The 14558-nt window shown below is 71.4% G+C and carries 17 protein-coding genes; 13 read left to right on the forward strand and 4 right to left on the reverse strand.

Annotated features, from left to right (window positions below; translation table 11 throughout):
* Positions 1 to 52: 52 nt before the first annotated feature.
* A complete protein-coding gene (locus tag ACZ7GX_RS18935; protein ID WP_498778337.1) occupies positions 53 to 517 on the forward strand; it encodes a MarR family winged helix-turn-helix transcriptional regulator in 465 nt (154 codons plus the stop codon).
* Here ACZ7GX_RS18935 and ACZ7GX_RS18940 read toward each other — a convergent pair.
* The 4 genes from ACZ7GX_RS18940 to ACZ7GX_RS18955 form a co-directional block, all read right to left on the reverse strand.
* On the reverse strand, positions 514 to 1785 hold the full coding sequence (locus ACZ7GX_RS18940; protein ID WP_498778338.1) for an MFS transporter: 1272 nt from the start codon (positions 1783 to 1785) through the stop codon (positions 514 to 516). The genes ACZ7GX_RS18935 and ACZ7GX_RS18940 overlap by 4 nt on opposite strands.
* A gap of 42 nt (positions 1786 to 1827) precedes the next feature.
* Positions 1828 to 2055 (reverse strand): hypothetical protein, encoded by a 228-nt coding sequence (locus tag ACZ7GX_RS18945; RefSeq protein ID WP_498778339.1) that lies wholly within the window; start codon positions 2053 to 2055, stop codon positions 1828 to 1830.
* Positions 2056 to 2297: 242 nt separating this feature from the next.
* Positions 2298 to 2831, reverse strand: coding sequence for a GNAT family N-acetyltransferase (locus ACZ7GX_RS18950; protein WP_498778340.1), 534 nt, complete (start codon positions 2829 to 2831; stop codon positions 2298 to 2300).
* Positions 2832 to 2853: 22 nt separating this feature from the next.
* Complete coding sequence (locus tag ACZ7GX_RS18955) at positions 2854 to 4932, reverse strand: RecQ family ATP-dependent DNA helicase (protein ID WP_498778341.1); 2079 nt, start codon at positions 4930 to 4932, stop codon at positions 2854 to 2856.
* 141 nt (positions 4933 to 5073) lie between these two features.
* Between ACZ7GX_RS18955 and ACZ7GX_RS18960 the strand changes: the two genes are divergently transcribed.
* The 12 genes from ACZ7GX_RS18960 to ACZ7GX_RS19015 all read left to right on the forward strand — a co-directional run bounded on the left by ACZ7GX_RS18960 (position 5074) and on the right by ACZ7GX_RS19015 (position 14148).
* Positions 5074 to 6339 carry a glutamate-5-semialdehyde dehydrogenase gene (locus ACZ7GX_RS18960; protein WP_498778342.1) on the forward strand — a complete coding sequence of 422 codons (1266 nt, stop codon included), beginning with the start codon at positions 5074 to 5076 and terminating at the stop codon, positions 6337 to 6339.
* Positions 6336 to 6896 (forward strand): TetR/AcrR family transcriptional regulator, encoded by a 561-nt coding sequence (locus tag ACZ7GX_RS18965; protein ID WP_498778343.1) that lies wholly within the window; start codon positions 6336 to 6338, stop codon positions 6894 to 6896. Before ACZ7GX_RS18960 ends, ACZ7GX_RS18965 begins: the two co-directional genes overlap by 4 nt.
* Before the next feature lie 56 nt (positions 6897 to 6952).
* Positions 6953 to 8140, forward strand: a complete 1188-nt coding sequence (locus ACZ7GX_RS18970; protein WP_498778344.1) for a cytochrome P450 — start codon at positions 6953 to 6955, stop codon at positions 8138 to 8140.
* Positions 8141 to 8145: 5 nt separating this feature from the next.
* The gene (locus tag ACZ7GX_RS18975) at positions 8146 to 8367 is read left to right on the forward strand and encodes a ferredoxin (RefSeq protein WP_498778345.1); all 222 of its coding nucleotides are present in this window, start codon (positions 8146 to 8148) and stop codon (positions 8365 to 8367) included.
* A gap of 119 nt (positions 8368 to 8486) precedes the next feature.
* The gene (locus ACZ7GX_RS18980) at positions 8487 to 9671 is read left to right on the forward strand and encodes a cytochrome P450 (RefSeq protein ID WP_498778346.1); all 1185 of its coding nucleotides are present in this window, start codon (positions 8487 to 8489) and stop codon (positions 9669 to 9671) included.
* Between the two features lie 4 nt (positions 9672 to 9675).
* Positions 9676 to 9897, forward strand: a complete 222-nt coding sequence (locus tag ACZ7GX_RS18985; RefSeq protein WP_498778347.1) for a ferredoxin — start codon at positions 9676 to 9678, stop codon at positions 9895 to 9897.
* A 196-nt stretch (positions 9898 to 10093) separates the two neighbouring features.
* A complete protein-coding gene (nadD, locus tag ACZ7GX_RS18990; protein ID WP_498778348.1) occupies positions 10094 to 10687 on the forward strand; it encodes a nicotinate-nucleotide adenylyltransferase in 594 nt (197 codons plus the stop codon).
* Positions 10688 to 10756: 69 nt separating this feature from the next.
* Positions 10757 to 11143, forward strand: coding sequence for a ribosome silencing factor (gene rsfS, locus ACZ7GX_RS18995; RefSeq protein ID WP_498778349.1), 387 nt, complete (start codon positions 10757 to 10759; stop codon positions 11141 to 11143).
* Positions 11140 to 11754, forward strand: coding sequence for a histidine phosphatase family protein (locus tag ACZ7GX_RS19000; protein WP_498778350.1), 615 nt, complete (start codon positions 11140 to 11142; stop codon positions 11752 to 11754). The genes rsfS and ACZ7GX_RS19000 overlap by 4 nt, the downstream gene beginning before the upstream one ends.
* Positions 11751 to 12482 carry a diglucosylglycerate octanoyltransferase gene (gene octT / locus ACZ7GX_RS19005; protein ID WP_498778351.1) on the forward strand — a complete coding sequence of 244 codons (732 nt, stop codon included), beginning with the start codon at positions 11751 to 11753 and terminating at the stop codon, positions 12480 to 12482. Before ACZ7GX_RS19000 ends, octT begins: the two co-directional genes overlap by 4 nt.
* Before the next feature lie 11 nt (positions 12483 to 12493).
* On the forward strand, positions 12494 to 13336 hold the full coding sequence (locus ACZ7GX_RS19010) for a DegV family protein (RefSeq protein WP_498778352.1): 843 nt from the start codon (positions 12494 to 12496) through the stop codon (positions 13334 to 13336).
* Between the two features lie 86 nt (positions 13337 to 13422).
* The gene (locus ACZ7GX_RS19015) at positions 13423 to 14148 is read left to right on the forward strand and encodes a ComEA family DNA-binding protein (protein ID WP_498778353.1); all 726 of its coding nucleotides are present in this window, start codon (positions 13423 to 13425) and stop codon (positions 14146 to 14148) included.
* Positions 14149 to 14558: the final 410 nt, after the last annotated feature.

The following is a 14558-nucleotide window of genomic DNA, read 5'->3' on the forward strand; positions in this document are numbered from 1 at the left end:
CGCCCGACAGATCGTCTCAACTCAAGATAGTTGGAAACTGAGACGATTTGTGGTGACTACCATCACCGGCATGGTCGAGGAGGAGCGGCAGGACCTCGCCGCGCTGCTGCACCGGCTGGCCAAGGCGCTCGTCGCCGCGGAATTGCCGCTGCTGGAGCGGCACGGGCTGGGCATGTGGGCCTACGTCGTGCTCACCGAGCTGTCCCGGGGCGCCGCGCCGACCCAGTTGGCGCTGGCCAGGGCGGTCGACGTGGACAAGACGAAGATGGTCGCGATCATCGACGGGATGGAGGCCGAAGGGCTGGTGTCCCGGCGGCCCGATCCGGACGACCGGCGGGCGCGGATCATCGAGCCGACCGCGGAGGGGCGCAAGCGGTTGCGCGGCGCCCGTGCCGCGGTCCGGCGCATGGAGGACGCCTTCCTGGCCGAACTCACCCCGGCCCGCCGTGCGACGGTGCTGGCCGCCCTGCGCGACCTGTCCGGCGAGCCGCTGGCCCGTCTGACCGCCGAGGACTAGCGCAGTTCGCTGCCCTTCGTCTCGGGCATCGTGAGGATCACGACGAACGCGATGGCGGCCCCGGCCGCGACGTAGACGAAGAACGTGCTGCCCGGCAACCACTGGATCACCAGCGGTGCGGTGCCGCCGAACAGCGCCACGGTCAGGTTGTACCAGGAGCCGATGCCGAGGGCGCGCAGCTCGGTCGGGAACAACTCGCTCATCACGGCGGGCGCGATCGACGTCATGGCCGTGTAGAGGCCGAGGCCGACGCAGAAGACGAGCAGCAGGTTGCCGACACCCGGCCCGATCAGCGTGGACAGCGGCACCACCAGCACCGCCGTCGCGGCCGACCAGACCAGCAGCTGCGGTTTGCGGCCGACCCGGTCCGACAGCGCGCCCATCGGGTACTGCAGGGCGATGAACAGGACCGTCGCGATGGACAGGGCGAGGAACACGTCCCCGTCGTCCGCGCCCCGCTTGGTCACCGCGAACGGCGTCAGCGCGCTGAAGAACGTGTAGTAGCACAGCGTCGACAGCATGGTGAAGCCGACGAGCCGCCCGACCGCCTTGGGGTGCTCGCGCAGGGTCGTCAGCAGCGGGCGCTTGAGCTGCTGGGCCTTGGCCTTGTTGTGCTCGAACTGCTCGGTCTCCTCCAGGCTGCGCCGCATCCACAGGCCGACCAGGCCGAGCACGCCGCCGACCAGGAACGGGATGCGCCAGCCGTACGACGCCAACTCGGCCTTGTCGAGCGTGCGGGCCAACCCGTACCCGAGCAGTGACGCGGTCAGCACCGCGGCGCCGGTGGAGATGTAGAAGAACGCCGAGTACCGCCCCCGCCGGTGCGGCGGCGCGATCTCCGCCAGGTACGCGGAGGCGTTGGAGACCTCACCGCCCAGCGACAGGCCCTGCGCGATGCGGGCCAGCAGCAGGAGGATCGGCGCCAGCCACCCCACTTGCGAGTAGGTCGGCAGCAGACCGATGGCGACCGAGCCGCCGGCCATCAGGACGATGGTCAGCAACATCGCCGTCCGCCGTCCGCGCAGGTCAGCGAACCGCCCGAGCAGGTACCCGCCCAAGGGGCGGAAGAAGAACGCGAGCGCGTACGCCGCGAGCGTGTTGACCAGCGCGAGCTGCGGGTTGTCCTTGGGGAAGACCTGGGTGGCGAAGTAGATCGAGAAGGTCGCGTAGATGGTCCAGTCGTACCATTCGATGGCGTTCCCGATACTCGCCGCGACGAGCTTGCGGACGGGCAGGCGGTGCTGGGGCTCGGTCTCCAGGGCAGCCATGGGTTGGACACAACCACAAAGCCGCTGAAGTCGGTAGATCCTTCACCGAATTCCGTCCCCACCTCGCCGCGGCCCGCCTCTCGGTCCCACTGCACCGCCCCGCGCGGTGCGGAAGGCCGAGACCAACGCCATGACGAAGTAGGCGAGCGCCCGAATGATCTTGGGGCGCTGCGCGGGTGTGGTGCCGCGCAAGGCGATCAGTAGCCAGGCGGTGATGGCCACGATCGGGATCGTCACCGGCGCCGTTCCGGCGATGAGCATTTCCAGCATGGGCACAATGTGCCGCGAACCACCCCCCGATGCGCCAGCCCTCGACACCGCGAACTTTTGATCGGGGGTCAGGCCCACCACCCCCGAGGATCGCCAGTCCACCCCCGAGGATCGCCGGCACACCCCCATGGGTTGCCGATCCACCCCCGAGGGTTACGAGCCCGCCCCCGAGGATCGCGGGTCGAACCCCGAAGATTTCGCCGACACCAGGACCTGCGCCGACCCGACACCGCTGGTCCGCGTCACCGTGCCGCCCGCCATTCGGTGGCCAAGAGGCCGAACAGCAGGTCGTCCGTCCACTCTCCCTTCGCCCACGTGCTCTGCACCCGGTGTCCCTCCTGGCGGAAACCGAGCCTGGCCAGCAACCGCGCCGACCTCACGTTGCGGGCGTCGCACTCGGCGGCCACCCGGTGCAGCCCTCGTACCTCGAACAAGTAGGCCAACACCCGTCGCACGGCCTCCGACGCGTACCCGCGCCCCTGGTGCGCGGGCGCCAGCGTGTACCCGATGTCGGCCTGCATCCGGTTCTCGTGCAGACCCACGCCGACATCGCCGACGAGCACCCCGTCCGCCTCGGCCGCGAACTGGTACCAGCCCGGTGCGGTCGGGTCGGCCGCGGCGACCTCCCGCACGAACTCCTCGGCCTGCGCCAAGGAGAACGGCGTCTCCCAACCCTGGTACCTGGCCACGTCCGGATCGGACCGGTACGCGGCGAACGCGGGCGCGTCGGCCGCCGTGAAAGGCCGCAGCACCAACCGTTCCGTCGTGAGTCTCACCCCGTCGTCCCCACCTCCTCCGTCACGCCGTCACCGCCAACGCGAACGGCAGCACCGCCGACGCACCCGCCCGCCGCAGCAGCCGGGCGGCGACCGTCATGGTCCACCCCGTGTCGACCTGGTCGTCGACCAGCAGCACCGGACCGTCCACACCGGACAGATCCGGCACGTCGGTCTCGCGCACCAGCCCCGCCAGCCGCTGCGCGCTGTTGGCCCGGCGCGCCGCCTCGCCCAGCCACACCTGCCCGAGCAGCGGCAGCCGCCCCACCGTCGAGATCCGCTGCCCGAAGCTGCCCACGAGCGCGGGCCTGCTCCGCGACCCGACCGTCACGACGCCCACCGGCCGTTCCGCCCACTTCCACGCGGACAACACCTTCACGCACGCGGCGAACACGTCCTCGGGGATCTCCTGGTCGGCCTCGGCGAACAACGACCGCAACCGGTTGCCCCAGCCGATGTCGGTCAACCGCCCCAACGCCCGCCCCGTCGCCGCGAGCTCGCCCGCCGGGATCTTCCCGGACAACGACACCCCGGCCGCCGCCATCCCGGTCGGCCACATCTTGCGCGGCTCCACCTCGACGCCGGGCCGCAGCAGCCGTTCCCGCGCCGCCGACGCCGCCACGTCCGACACCTCCTCCGACGGCCGCTGCCCCGTGCAGTTGTCGCACCGACCGCACGGCGCCGCGTGCGGGTCGTCCAACTGCCGCAACAGGAACTCCATGCGGCAGCCGTCGGTGGCCAGGTAGTCCAGCACCGCCTGCCGCTCCACCCGCCGCGCCGCCTCGATCCGCTCGTACCGCTCGGCGTCGTAGGACCACGGCTGCCCCGTCGACACCCACCCGCCGCGCACCCGCCGCACGGCGCCGTCCACGTCGAGCACCTTCAGCACCACTTCCAGCCGGGTGCGCGACAGCTCGACCATCGGCTCCAGCGCCGCCGTCGACATCGCCCGCTCCGCCGGCAGCACGTCGAGCACCTGCCGCACCACGTGCTCCGGCGGGAACGCCAGCGACGCGAAGTACGCCCAGATGTCCTTGTCCTCCGGACCGGGCAGCAGCAGCACCTCGGCCCGCTCCACCCCACGTCCCGCGCGGCCGATCTGCTGGTAGTAGGCGATGGGGGAGGGCGGCGCGCCGAGGTGCACCACGAACCCCAGGTCCGGCTTGTCGAACCCCATGCCCAGCGCGGACGTCGCCACCAGCGCCTTGACGCGGTTCGCCAGCAGGTCCTCCTCGGCCCGCTGGCGCTCGGCCGGGTCGGTGCGGCCCGAGTACGACGTCACCTCGTAGCCGCGTTCGCGCAGGAACGCCGCCACGTCGTCCGCCGCCGCCACCGTGAGCGTGTAGATGATCCCCGAGCCGGGCAGCTGCGCCAGCCGCTCGGCCAGCCACCCCAGCCTCGCCTCGGCGGTGGGCAGCCGGACGGCGGACAGCCGCAGGCTCTCCCGGTCCAGCGGCCCGCGCAGCACCAGCGTGTCCGTGCCCGCGCCCAGCCCGAGCTGGTCGGCCACGTCCCGCACCACCCGGTCGTTGGCCGTGGCCGTGGTGGCGAGCACCGGCACGCCCGCCGGCAGTTCGGTCAGCAACGTCCGCAGCCGCCGGTAGTCCGGCCGGAAGTCGTGACCCCAGTCGGAGATGCAGTGCGCCTCGTCCACCACCAGCAGCCCCGCCGACGCGGTCAGCGACGGCAGCACCGTGTCCCGGAAGTCCGGGTTGTTCAGCCGCTCCGGCGACACCAGCAGCACGTCCACGTCACCGGACGCCACCCGGTCCTGCACGTCCTGCCACTCGTCGGTGTTGGCCGAGTTGATCGTCGCCGCGTGCACGCCCGCCCGCGCGGCCGCGTCGACTTGGTTGCGCATCAACGCCAGCAACGGTGACACGATCACCGTCGGCCCCTCGCCCAGGGACCGCAGCAACGCCGTGGCGATGAAGTACACGGCGGACTTGCCCCACCCCGTGCGCTGCACCACCAGCGCCCGCCGCCGTTCGGACACCAGCGCGTGGATGGCCGTCCACTGGTCGTCACGCAGCACGGCCTGAGGGCCCGCCAAAGCCCTCAGCCGCTCCTCGGCCAGTTCCCGCAACGCGCTGTCGTCCATGCCGACACAGTGGCAGACGGCCCCGACAAGACGGACACCTGTGCGACGGTCCCGGCCGCAGCTTCACTCGATCGTGGACGGCCGTCCGATCCTCGGGAACCTCGAAGACAGCCACGACCGGGTGACCGTAGGCTGGACGGCGTGACTGATGACCTGCGCGAACAGGTGCACGCCGCGGCCCGGCGCGCCCGTGTCGCCGCCAACGAGCTCGTCCTCGCCACCCGTGAGAGCAAGGACGCCGCACTGCACGAGATGGCCACCGCGCTGCGCACCCGCGCCACCGAGGTGCTGGAGGCCAACGCCAAGGACCTCGAAGCGGGCAGGGCCGCGGGGCTGAACCAGGGCCTGCTCGACCGCCTCACGCTCACCGAGGCCCGCATCGACGGCGTGGCCCAGGGCCTGGAGACGGTGGCCGGCCTCCCGGACCCGATCGGCGAGGTGCTGCGCGGCTCGATCCTGCCGAACGGCCTCGAGCTCAAGCAGGTCCGCGTCCCGATGGGCGTGGTCGGCATGGTCTACGAAGCCCGCCCGAACGTCACCGTGGACGCGGCCGGCCTGGCGCTGAAGTCCGGCAACGCGGCCCTGCTGCGCGGCTCGTCCACCGCCGAGCACTCGAACACCGCGCTGGTCGCGATCCTGCGCGACGCGCTGGAGACCGCGGGCCTGCCCGCGGACGCCGTGCAGCTGCTGCCGTGCCACGACCGCGCCTCGGTCACCCACCTGATCACCGCGCGCGGCCTGGTCGACCTGGTCATCCCGCGCGGTGGCGCGGGCCTGATCAACGCCGTCGTGCAGCAGGCCACCGTGCCGGCCATCGAGACCGGCGTCGGCAACGTGCACGTGTACGTGGACGCGAGCGCCGACCTCGACATGGCGCAGCGCATCGTGCTCAACTCCAAGACCCGGCGCACGAGCGTGTGCAACGCGGCCGAGTCGCTGCTGGTGCACGCCGCGATCGCGGACGAGTTCGTGCCCCGCATCACCGACGCCCTCAAGGTCGAGAACGTCACCATCCACGGCGACGAGCGGTTCGCCGCCGACCCCCGCGTCCAGCCCGCCACCGACGAGGACTGGGACACCGAGTACCTGTCGCTGGACATCGCCGCCCGCGTGGTCGGCTCGATCGACGAGGCCATCGAGCACATCGCCGCGCACGGTTCCGGCCACACCGAGGCGATCGTGACCAGCGACCTCGCCGCGGCCCGCCGGTTCACCACCAGGGTCGACGCGGCGGCGGTCATGGTCAACGCGTCCACCGCGTTCACCGACGGCGGCGAGTTCGGCATGGGCGCGGAGATCGGCATCTCCACCCAGAAGCTGCACGCCCGCGGCCCGATGGGGTTGGCCGAGCTGACCTCCTCCAAGTGGGTGGTCTGGGGCGAGGGGCACGTCCGGCCGAGGTCGTGAGCAGGCCCCGGGACGCCGCCGCGACCAAGGCGGCGTTGCTGGACGCCGCCACGAAGCTGTTCGGCGAGCGCGGGTTCGACCGCACCACGGTGCGTGACATCGCGAGCCTCGCGGGCGTGAACCAGGCCCTGCTGTTCCGCTACTACGGCAGCAAGGACGCCTTGTTCGCGACCGTGCTGGCCACGCAGAGCCGTGCGCTGCTGGAGGACTCGCCCGTCGAGCACCTGTTGCGCAACGTGCTGCTGCGGATGATGGAGGAGAAGCCGAGGCGCGAGGACCACCCGTTGTACGCGGTGCTGCGGTCCTCGCACCACGACTCGGCGGCGGAGGTCGTGCGGCGGCAGTTGGGGGAGGAGTACGCGCGCGCTCTGTCGTCCCTTACGGACGCGGAGGACGCGGAGCTGCGCGCGGACCTCGTCCTGGCGTGGGTGGTGGGCATCGGCGTGCTGCGCAGCGTGTTCGGCAAACAGCCCCTCGCGGACGCCGACGCCGCCACGGTTACGGCCCTGGTGACGCGAGCCGCGTCCGTCCTGCTGGAACACACCGAACCCGGTTGACGGTCCGTGACGACCTCCCTACTGTCGGATGTAAGCGAGTGCTTACATGGGGGTAGATGATGGAGACCAGGGCCTATCCGTTCGCCGAACTCGACCACCTCGAGATCAATCCGACCTACTTCGAGCTGCAACGGGACGAGCCGGTGGCCAGGGTGCGGCTGCCCTACGGCGGCGAGGGCTGGCTCGCGACCCGCTACGAGGACGTCAAGACCGTGCTGGCGGACCCGAGGTTCAGCCGAGCGGCGGTGATGGAGCCGGGCGCCGACGTCCCCCGCACCCTGCCGACGATGCCGACCGACACGAACATCCTGAGCATGGACCCGCCGGACCACACCCGGCTGCGCAAGCTGGTCGCGAAGGCGTTCACGGCGCGGCGCACCGAGCAGTTGCGCGAGCGCGCCCAGGAGATCGTGGACGGCCTGCTGGACGACATGGAGGCGCAGGGTCCGCCCGCGAACCTGGTCGAGTCGCTGGCCATGCCGCTGCCCATCACGATCATCTGCGAGATGCTCGGCGTGCCGTTCGAGGACCGGAGCCAGTTCCGCGCCTGGTCGGAGGGTGCGGTGGCGATCACCGCGTTCACCCATGAAGAGATCATGGCGGCCACCCAGGCGCTGCGGAGCTACATCTCCGGGCTGATCGAGCGCAAGCGCGCCGAGCCCGCCGACGACATGCTCTCCGTGCTGATCGCCGCACGCGACAACGAGGACCGGCTCAGCGAGGAGGAGCTGATCTCGTTCGGGGTGACGTTGCTGGTGGCGGGGCACGAGACCACCGCGAACCAGATCGGCAACTTCGTCTTCCTGCTGCTGCGCCGGCCGGAGCGGCTCGGCGAGCTGAGGGCCGACCCGTCGCTGGTGCCCGCCGCGATCGAGGAGCTGCTGCGGTTCACCGCGCTCGGCGGCTCCGCGGGCTTCCCCCGGATCGCGACCGCCGAGGTCGAGCTGTCCGGCGTGACGATCAAGCCGGGCGAGGCGGTGTTCGTCAACAACGTCACGGCCAACCGCGACCCGTCGGTGTTCTCCAACCCGCACGAGCTGGACTTCCACCGCGAGCACAACCCGCACATCATGTTCGGCCACGGCGCGCACCACTGCATCGGCGCGCCCCTGGCCCGGATGGAGCTGCAGGTCGCCATCGGCACCCTGCTCAAGCGGTTCCCGCTGCTCCGGCTGGACGGTGACGTGACGTTCAAGAAGGGCCGGCTCATCCGCGGCCCGCAGGCCCTGCCCGTGGCCTGGTGACACCGGTGACCCAGTGGACGGTCGAGGTCGACCGGAGTGTGTGCATGGGGACGGGTATGTGCACGTCGATCGCGCCGGACCACTTCCGGCTGGACGGCGGCACGGCCACGCCGGTGAAGTCCGAGGTCGAGCCGGACGACGCGGTCGTGGACGCCGCCGAGTCGTGCCCGATGGAGGCGATCCTGGTGCGTTCGGCGGACGGCGCGGTCCTCGCGCCCCAGCCCTAGCGGACGGTGCTCCGCAGCGCCGCCGGTGAAAGCCGTAGCGGCGTTGCGGAGCACGTCCCGCGTGCCGGGCGAGGTACCTACTGTCGGGTGCAAGTGATCACTGGCAGTGGGGGTTTGCGATGGCGGCCCGGCCCTACCCGTTCCCCGAACCCGACGACCTCGTCGTCAACGAGACCTACCTGGAACTGCAGCGGGACGAGCCGGTGGCCCGCGTGCGCCTGCCGTACGGCCGTGAAGCCTGGCTGGTCACCCGCTACGCCGATGCCAAGGTCGTGCTGGCCGACCCGAGGTTCAGCCGCGCGCCGGTGATGGACGCCGACTACGACCCGCCGCGGACCATGCCCGAGGTGCCGGGCATCACCACCATCCTGAGCATGGACCCGCCGGAGCACACGAGGCTGCGCCGGATCCTGGCCAAGGCGTTCACCGCCCGTCGCACCGGTCAGCTGCGTGAGCGCGCTCAGCAGATCGTGGACGGCCTGCTGGACGACATGGAGGCGCAGGGACCGCCCGCCGACCTGGTCGACGCCCTGGCCATGCCGGTGGCCATCACGCTCATCAGCGAGATGCTGGGCGTGCCGGCGCTGGACCGGGCCAAGTTCCGCGAGTGGTCGGACGCGGCGGTGGCGATCACCGCGTTCACCGTGCCCGAGATCGAGGCCGCGGCGGCGTCGCTGCGCGCCTACATCCGCGAGCTGGTCGAGGACAAGCGCGAGAACCCGGCCGACGACATGCTCACCGTGCTGGTGCACGCGCACGACAACGACGACCGGCTCACCGAGGAGGAGCTGGTCTCGTTCGGCGTCACGCTGCTCATCGCAGGTCACGAGACGACCGGCAGCGAGATCGGCAACTTCGTCTACCAGCTGCTCACCCACCCGGAGCGGCTGGCGGAGCTGCGCGCCGACCCGTCGCTGGTGCCGGCCGCCGTGGAGGAGCTGCTGCGGATCACGAAGCTGTCCGGCGCGCCCGGCTTCCCCCGGATCGCCACCGCCGACGTGGAGCTGTCGGGCGTGACGGTCCGCGCCGGCGAGGCGGTGTTCGTGGACGGGCTCGTGGCCAACCGCGACCCCGCGGTGTTCCGCAACCCCCATGAGCTGGACTTCCACCGCGAGCACAACCCGCACTTCGCGTTCGGTCACGGCGTGCACCACTGCATCGGCGCGCCCTTGGCAAGGATGGAGTTGCAGGTCTGCATTTCGACCTTGCTCAATAGGTTCCCGCACCTGGAGTTGGCCGACGACGTGGTGTTCAAGAAGGGCAGACTGGTGCGAGGCCCCGAACGACTACTGGTGAGGTGGTAGACCGATGAGCGAGTGGACGATCGAAGTCGACCGGGCCACGTGCATGGGGACGGGCATGTGCACGTCGATCGCGCCGGACCACTTCCGGTTGGACGGCGGCACCGCCACGCCGGTGAAGCCCGAGGTCGAGCCGGACGACGCGGTCGTGGACGCGGCGGAGTCGTGCCCGATGGAGGCCATCCTGGTGCGTTCGTCCGACGGCACGGTGCTCGCGCCCCAGGTCTAGGAAAAAAGTTCCGCCAATCGCGTCATAGCCGCCTGACGTGCGCGTTCCTCTGTCGTGCGGCCCTGATTCGGGGTGGGCCGCGCGATCCGCGGATGCGGCCCACTCCCCCAGGGCCGCGACCGGGGGACGAGTGCGCGGGCGGCCTTTCGGGGAGCGACCGGCCGCCCGCGCACCACCCGAACTAGGCTCACCTCCCATGTCGAACCGGCGGATCGGCGTCATGGGTGGCACCTTCGACCCGGTGCACCACGGCCACCTGGTCGCGGCCAGCGAGGTCCAGGCCCGCTTCGACCTCGACGAAGTCGTCTTCGTGCCGACGGGCCAGCCCTGGCAGAAGAGCGAGCGCGAGGTCAGCGCCGCCGAGGACCGGTACCTGATGACGGTCATCGCCACCGCGTCCAACCCGCGGTTCTCGGTCAGCCGGGTGGACATCGACCGGCCCGGGCCGACGTACACCGTCGACACCCTCACCGACCTCAAGGCCAGGCACCCGGACTCGGACCTGTTCTTCATCACCGGCGCGGACGCGTTGGAGCAGATCCTGTCGTGGCGGCGTGCGGACGACGTGTTCGACCTCGCCCACTTCATCGGCGTCACCCGACCGGGGTATGAGCTGGTCGACACGCACCTGCCGCCGGGCGCGGTGTCGCTGGTGGAGGTGCCCGCGATGGCCATCTCGTCGACCGCCGTCCGGGCCCGGACCGCCTCCGGGCTGCCCGTCTGGTACCTCGTGCCGGATGGTGTCGTCCAATACATAAGCAAGCGTCGGCTTTACTCGATGCCGGACTGAGCCGGGACGCCGGTACCCTCATTGACTCGTGCGGGCGTAACGGCGTCCGCCGGTGTGATGAGGAGTGACGTGGCAGCCACCGACGAGGCACGACGGTTGGCGCTGGTCGCCGCTAACGCGGCGGCCGACAAGAAAGCGCACGACGTGATCGTGCTCGACGTGTCCGACCAACTGGTGATCACGGACTGCTTCGTGATCGCCTCCGCCGCGAACGAGCGGCAGGTCGGCGCGATCGTGGACGGCGTCGAGGAGAAGTTGCGCGAGGCCGGCCGCAAGCCGGTCCGCCGTGAGGGCGCGCGCGAAGGTCGTTGGGTCCTGCTGGACTTCGTGGACGTGGTCGTGCACGTCCAGCACGCGGAGGAGCGCACCTTCTACGGCCTGGAGCGGCTGTGGAAGGACTGCCCGCGCATCGAGTTCGACGCCGGGCCGCCGGCCGACGAGGTCGCCGAGGCATGACCCTGAACCGGCTCGTGCTGTGGCGGCACGGTGAGACCGACTACAACGCGACCGGCCGCATGCAGGGCCACCTGGACTCGTCGCTGACCGAGACCGGGTGGAACCAGGCGCGGTTCGCGGTGCCGGTGCTCGCCGGGTTCGAGCCCGAGCTGGTGGTCGCGTCCGACCTGCGCCGCGCCCGGGACACCGCCACGGTGTTCACCGACGCGACCGGCGTCGACCTGCGCGTCGACGAACGGTTGCGCGAGACGCACCTGGGCAAGTGGCAGGGGCTGACCTCGACCGAGATCGAGGTGGAGTGGCCGGGCGCGCTGGACCTGTGGCGTGCCGACGGCACCCTGTCGCCGCCGGACGGCGAGACGCGCGTGGAGGTCGCCGAGCGCGCGCTCGCCGTGGTGGCCGACGTGGACGCGGAGTTCTCCGGCACGGTCATGCTGTGCGCGCACGGCGGCCTGATCAGCGCGTTGACCGGGAGGTTGCTGGAGCTGCCGGTCGACCGCTGGGCGCTGCTGGGCGGTATCGGCAACTGCCACTGGACCGTGTTCACCCGCCGGCCGCACGGCGACGGCAGGTGGCGGCTGTCGTCGTACAACGCCGGAATCACCCGGTGAGACTGCTCGTCCTCGGCGATTCGCTCTCGTTCCACGGTCCGCAGGGGCCGTTGCCCGCCGATCACCCCCGGTTGTGGCCGAACGTCGCGGCGTCGGCGTTGGGCGGGCACGCGGAGCTGGCGGCGGGGTTCGGCTGGACGGCGCGTGACGCCTGGTGGTCGTTGACGGGTGACCCGCGGGTGTGGTCGCTCCTGCCCCGCACGGACGTGTTGGTGCTGGCAGTGGGGCACATGGACACGCTGCCGTCGCCGTTGCCGACCTACCTGCGGCAGGGCCTGCGCTACCTGCGGCCGGACGGGCTGCGGCGGCGGGCGCGGGCGGGGTACCGGACGTTGCAGCCGGTGCTGTCGCGGGCGTTCTGCGGGTACCCGGTGGCGCTGCCGCCTCGCTTGACCGTGCGGTACCTGAACGACTCGGTGTGCGCGGTGCGTGCGCTGCAGCCCGGTATCAGGGTGGTCGGGATGACGCCCTCGGTGCACTGTTCGGCTGCGTACGCCGGTGTGCACAGCGGGCGTGCGGCGGGGGAACGCGCGCTGCGTGAGTGGGCGGGTGGCGCGGGCGTGCCGCTGCTGGACGTGCCGCCGCTGGTGGGCGAGCACCTTCGGTCACGGCTCGGCAACCCGGACGGCATGCACTGGGGCTGGGAGGGGCACGAGCTGGTCGGGCGGGCCATGGCGGAACTGATCAGGTCCGTGGCGGTCGGCCACTCGGGTGCGGCGGAGCCGTAGTCTCGGCACTCGTGTCCACCACGATCGTCACCGACTCCACGGCGTACCTGCCCGAGGGGTTCGCCGAGCGGCACGGCATCCGGGTCGTGCCGCTGCACGTGGCCGTGGACGGTCGCAGCAGGCTGGACGGGGTGGACTTCGGGCCGGCCGAGCTGGCCGCCGCGTTGGGCGAGCACCGCCGGGTGACCACGTCCCGGCCGACGCCGGGCGAGCTGGCCGAGGTGTACCGGTCCGCGTTGGCGGAGGGCGCGGAGGAGATCGTCTCCGTGCACCTGTCCCGTGACCTTTCGGGCACGTGGGAGGCCGCGCGGTTGGCCGCGGAGGAGGTCGACCCGAGCCGGATCAGGGTGGTCGACTCGCGGGCCACGGGCATGGGGTTGGGGTTCGCCGCGCTGGCCGCGTGCGCCGCGGGTGGTGATGCGGAGTGCGCGGAGGCAGCCGCGGTGGCCGCTGCGGCCCGGGTCAGGATGTTCTTCTGCGTGGAGACGCTCGACCACCTGCGGCGAGGTGGGCGGATCGGCGCCGCGGCCGCGTTGGTGGGCACCGCGCTGGCGGTGAAGCCGTTGTTGCACGTGGACGACGGTCGGATCGTGCCGCTGGAGAAGGTGCGCACGATGGGGCGGGCGATCGGCCGGCTGGTCGACCTGGCCGCGTCGGCGGCGGGTTCCGGGCCGGTCGGCCTGGCTGTCCACCACCTCGCCGCGCCGGAACGCGCGGCGGAGCTGGCGACGTTGCTGGACGAACGCGTGCCCGGTTCGACCGGCTGCCTGATTTCCGAGGTCGGAGCCGTGATCGGCGCGCACACGGGCCCCGGTGTGCTGGGTGTGGTGGTGCTGCCCGGAGGGGTGTCCTAGCTCTCCTTATCCATCATTCAGCCAGTTATCCACAGATCGAGAACTCCCTCCCCACCCCCTGCTCCACCCGGCCTAACGTCGAGCCCATGTTCGACAAGAACCCGGAAACCACGACCGCCCGCCTGAAGGCCCTCATCTCCCAGGAGCGGGGCAGACACCGCGCGTCGGACGCCGAGACCTTGGTCTTCGTCTCGTCCGACGGCCGCGCCGGCCCGCCCACCCCTCTGCGCCGCCTCTTGCACCGATGGCTGCCCGAACCAGCCGTCCCACACCGCCGCAGAATCCTGCTCGCGGGCGTGATGGCCGGCGTGGCGCTGGTGGTCGCCCTGGCCCTGTGGTGGGAGCGCCCCGTGCCGGAGAGCCCACCGGACCTCCCGGTGGCGGAGGCCGCCGTCGTCACCCGCACCGAGGAGCAACTGGTCGTCAACGTGGTCGGCCTGGTGCCCACCCCCGGCCTGGTGACCGTGCCGAACGGCGCCAGGGTGGCCGACGCGCTGCAAGCGGCGGGCGGCGCCAACCCGGGCGCCGACCTGACCCCGCTGAACCTCGCCCGCAAGGTCGCCGACGGCGAGCAGATCGCCGTGGGCATCGCCGTCCCGCAACAGGCCGGCACGACCACCGAGCCGCTGAACCTGAACACCGCGACCAAGGACCAGTTGGACACCCTGCCCGGCGTGGGCCCGGTGACCGCACAGCGCATCGTCGACCGAAGGCAGAAACGCGGCCCGTTCACGTCCCTGGACCAACTGGGCGAGATCGAGGGCATCGGCGACGCGAAGCTGGCCAAACTCCGCGACCTCGTCCGCCTTTGACCGCCTGACACCCCGCACCCCCGCACCCCCGCCGTCACCTCGACACCACTCGGAGACCGCCATGCGTCCCAACGCCGTGAATCCCCACACAACGAACCACCACCCACGGCCCAATCCGCCGCACCGCAACCACTCCAACCACCACCGCACCCACCAACTCCTGAACCGCGTCCGCCGCACCCTTCGCACCACCGGTTCCCGCCTCACCACCTTGTCCAGGTTCCGGTGGGTGACCTCGTGACCCGCTCACCCGACCCCCACCGCACCACAACCCACCCGCCGACTCCTTTCTCCGACCAGGACGTGCCGCACTTACCTCGACTCTCGGCGGCCTGCCCTTAACCAAGGCACGGACCTATGAGCCCACATACCGGCCATAGCGTCCTCGGCAGACCACCATCCTCAGGCCA

This window comes from Actinosynnema sp. NPDC037264, assembly GCF_055603705.1.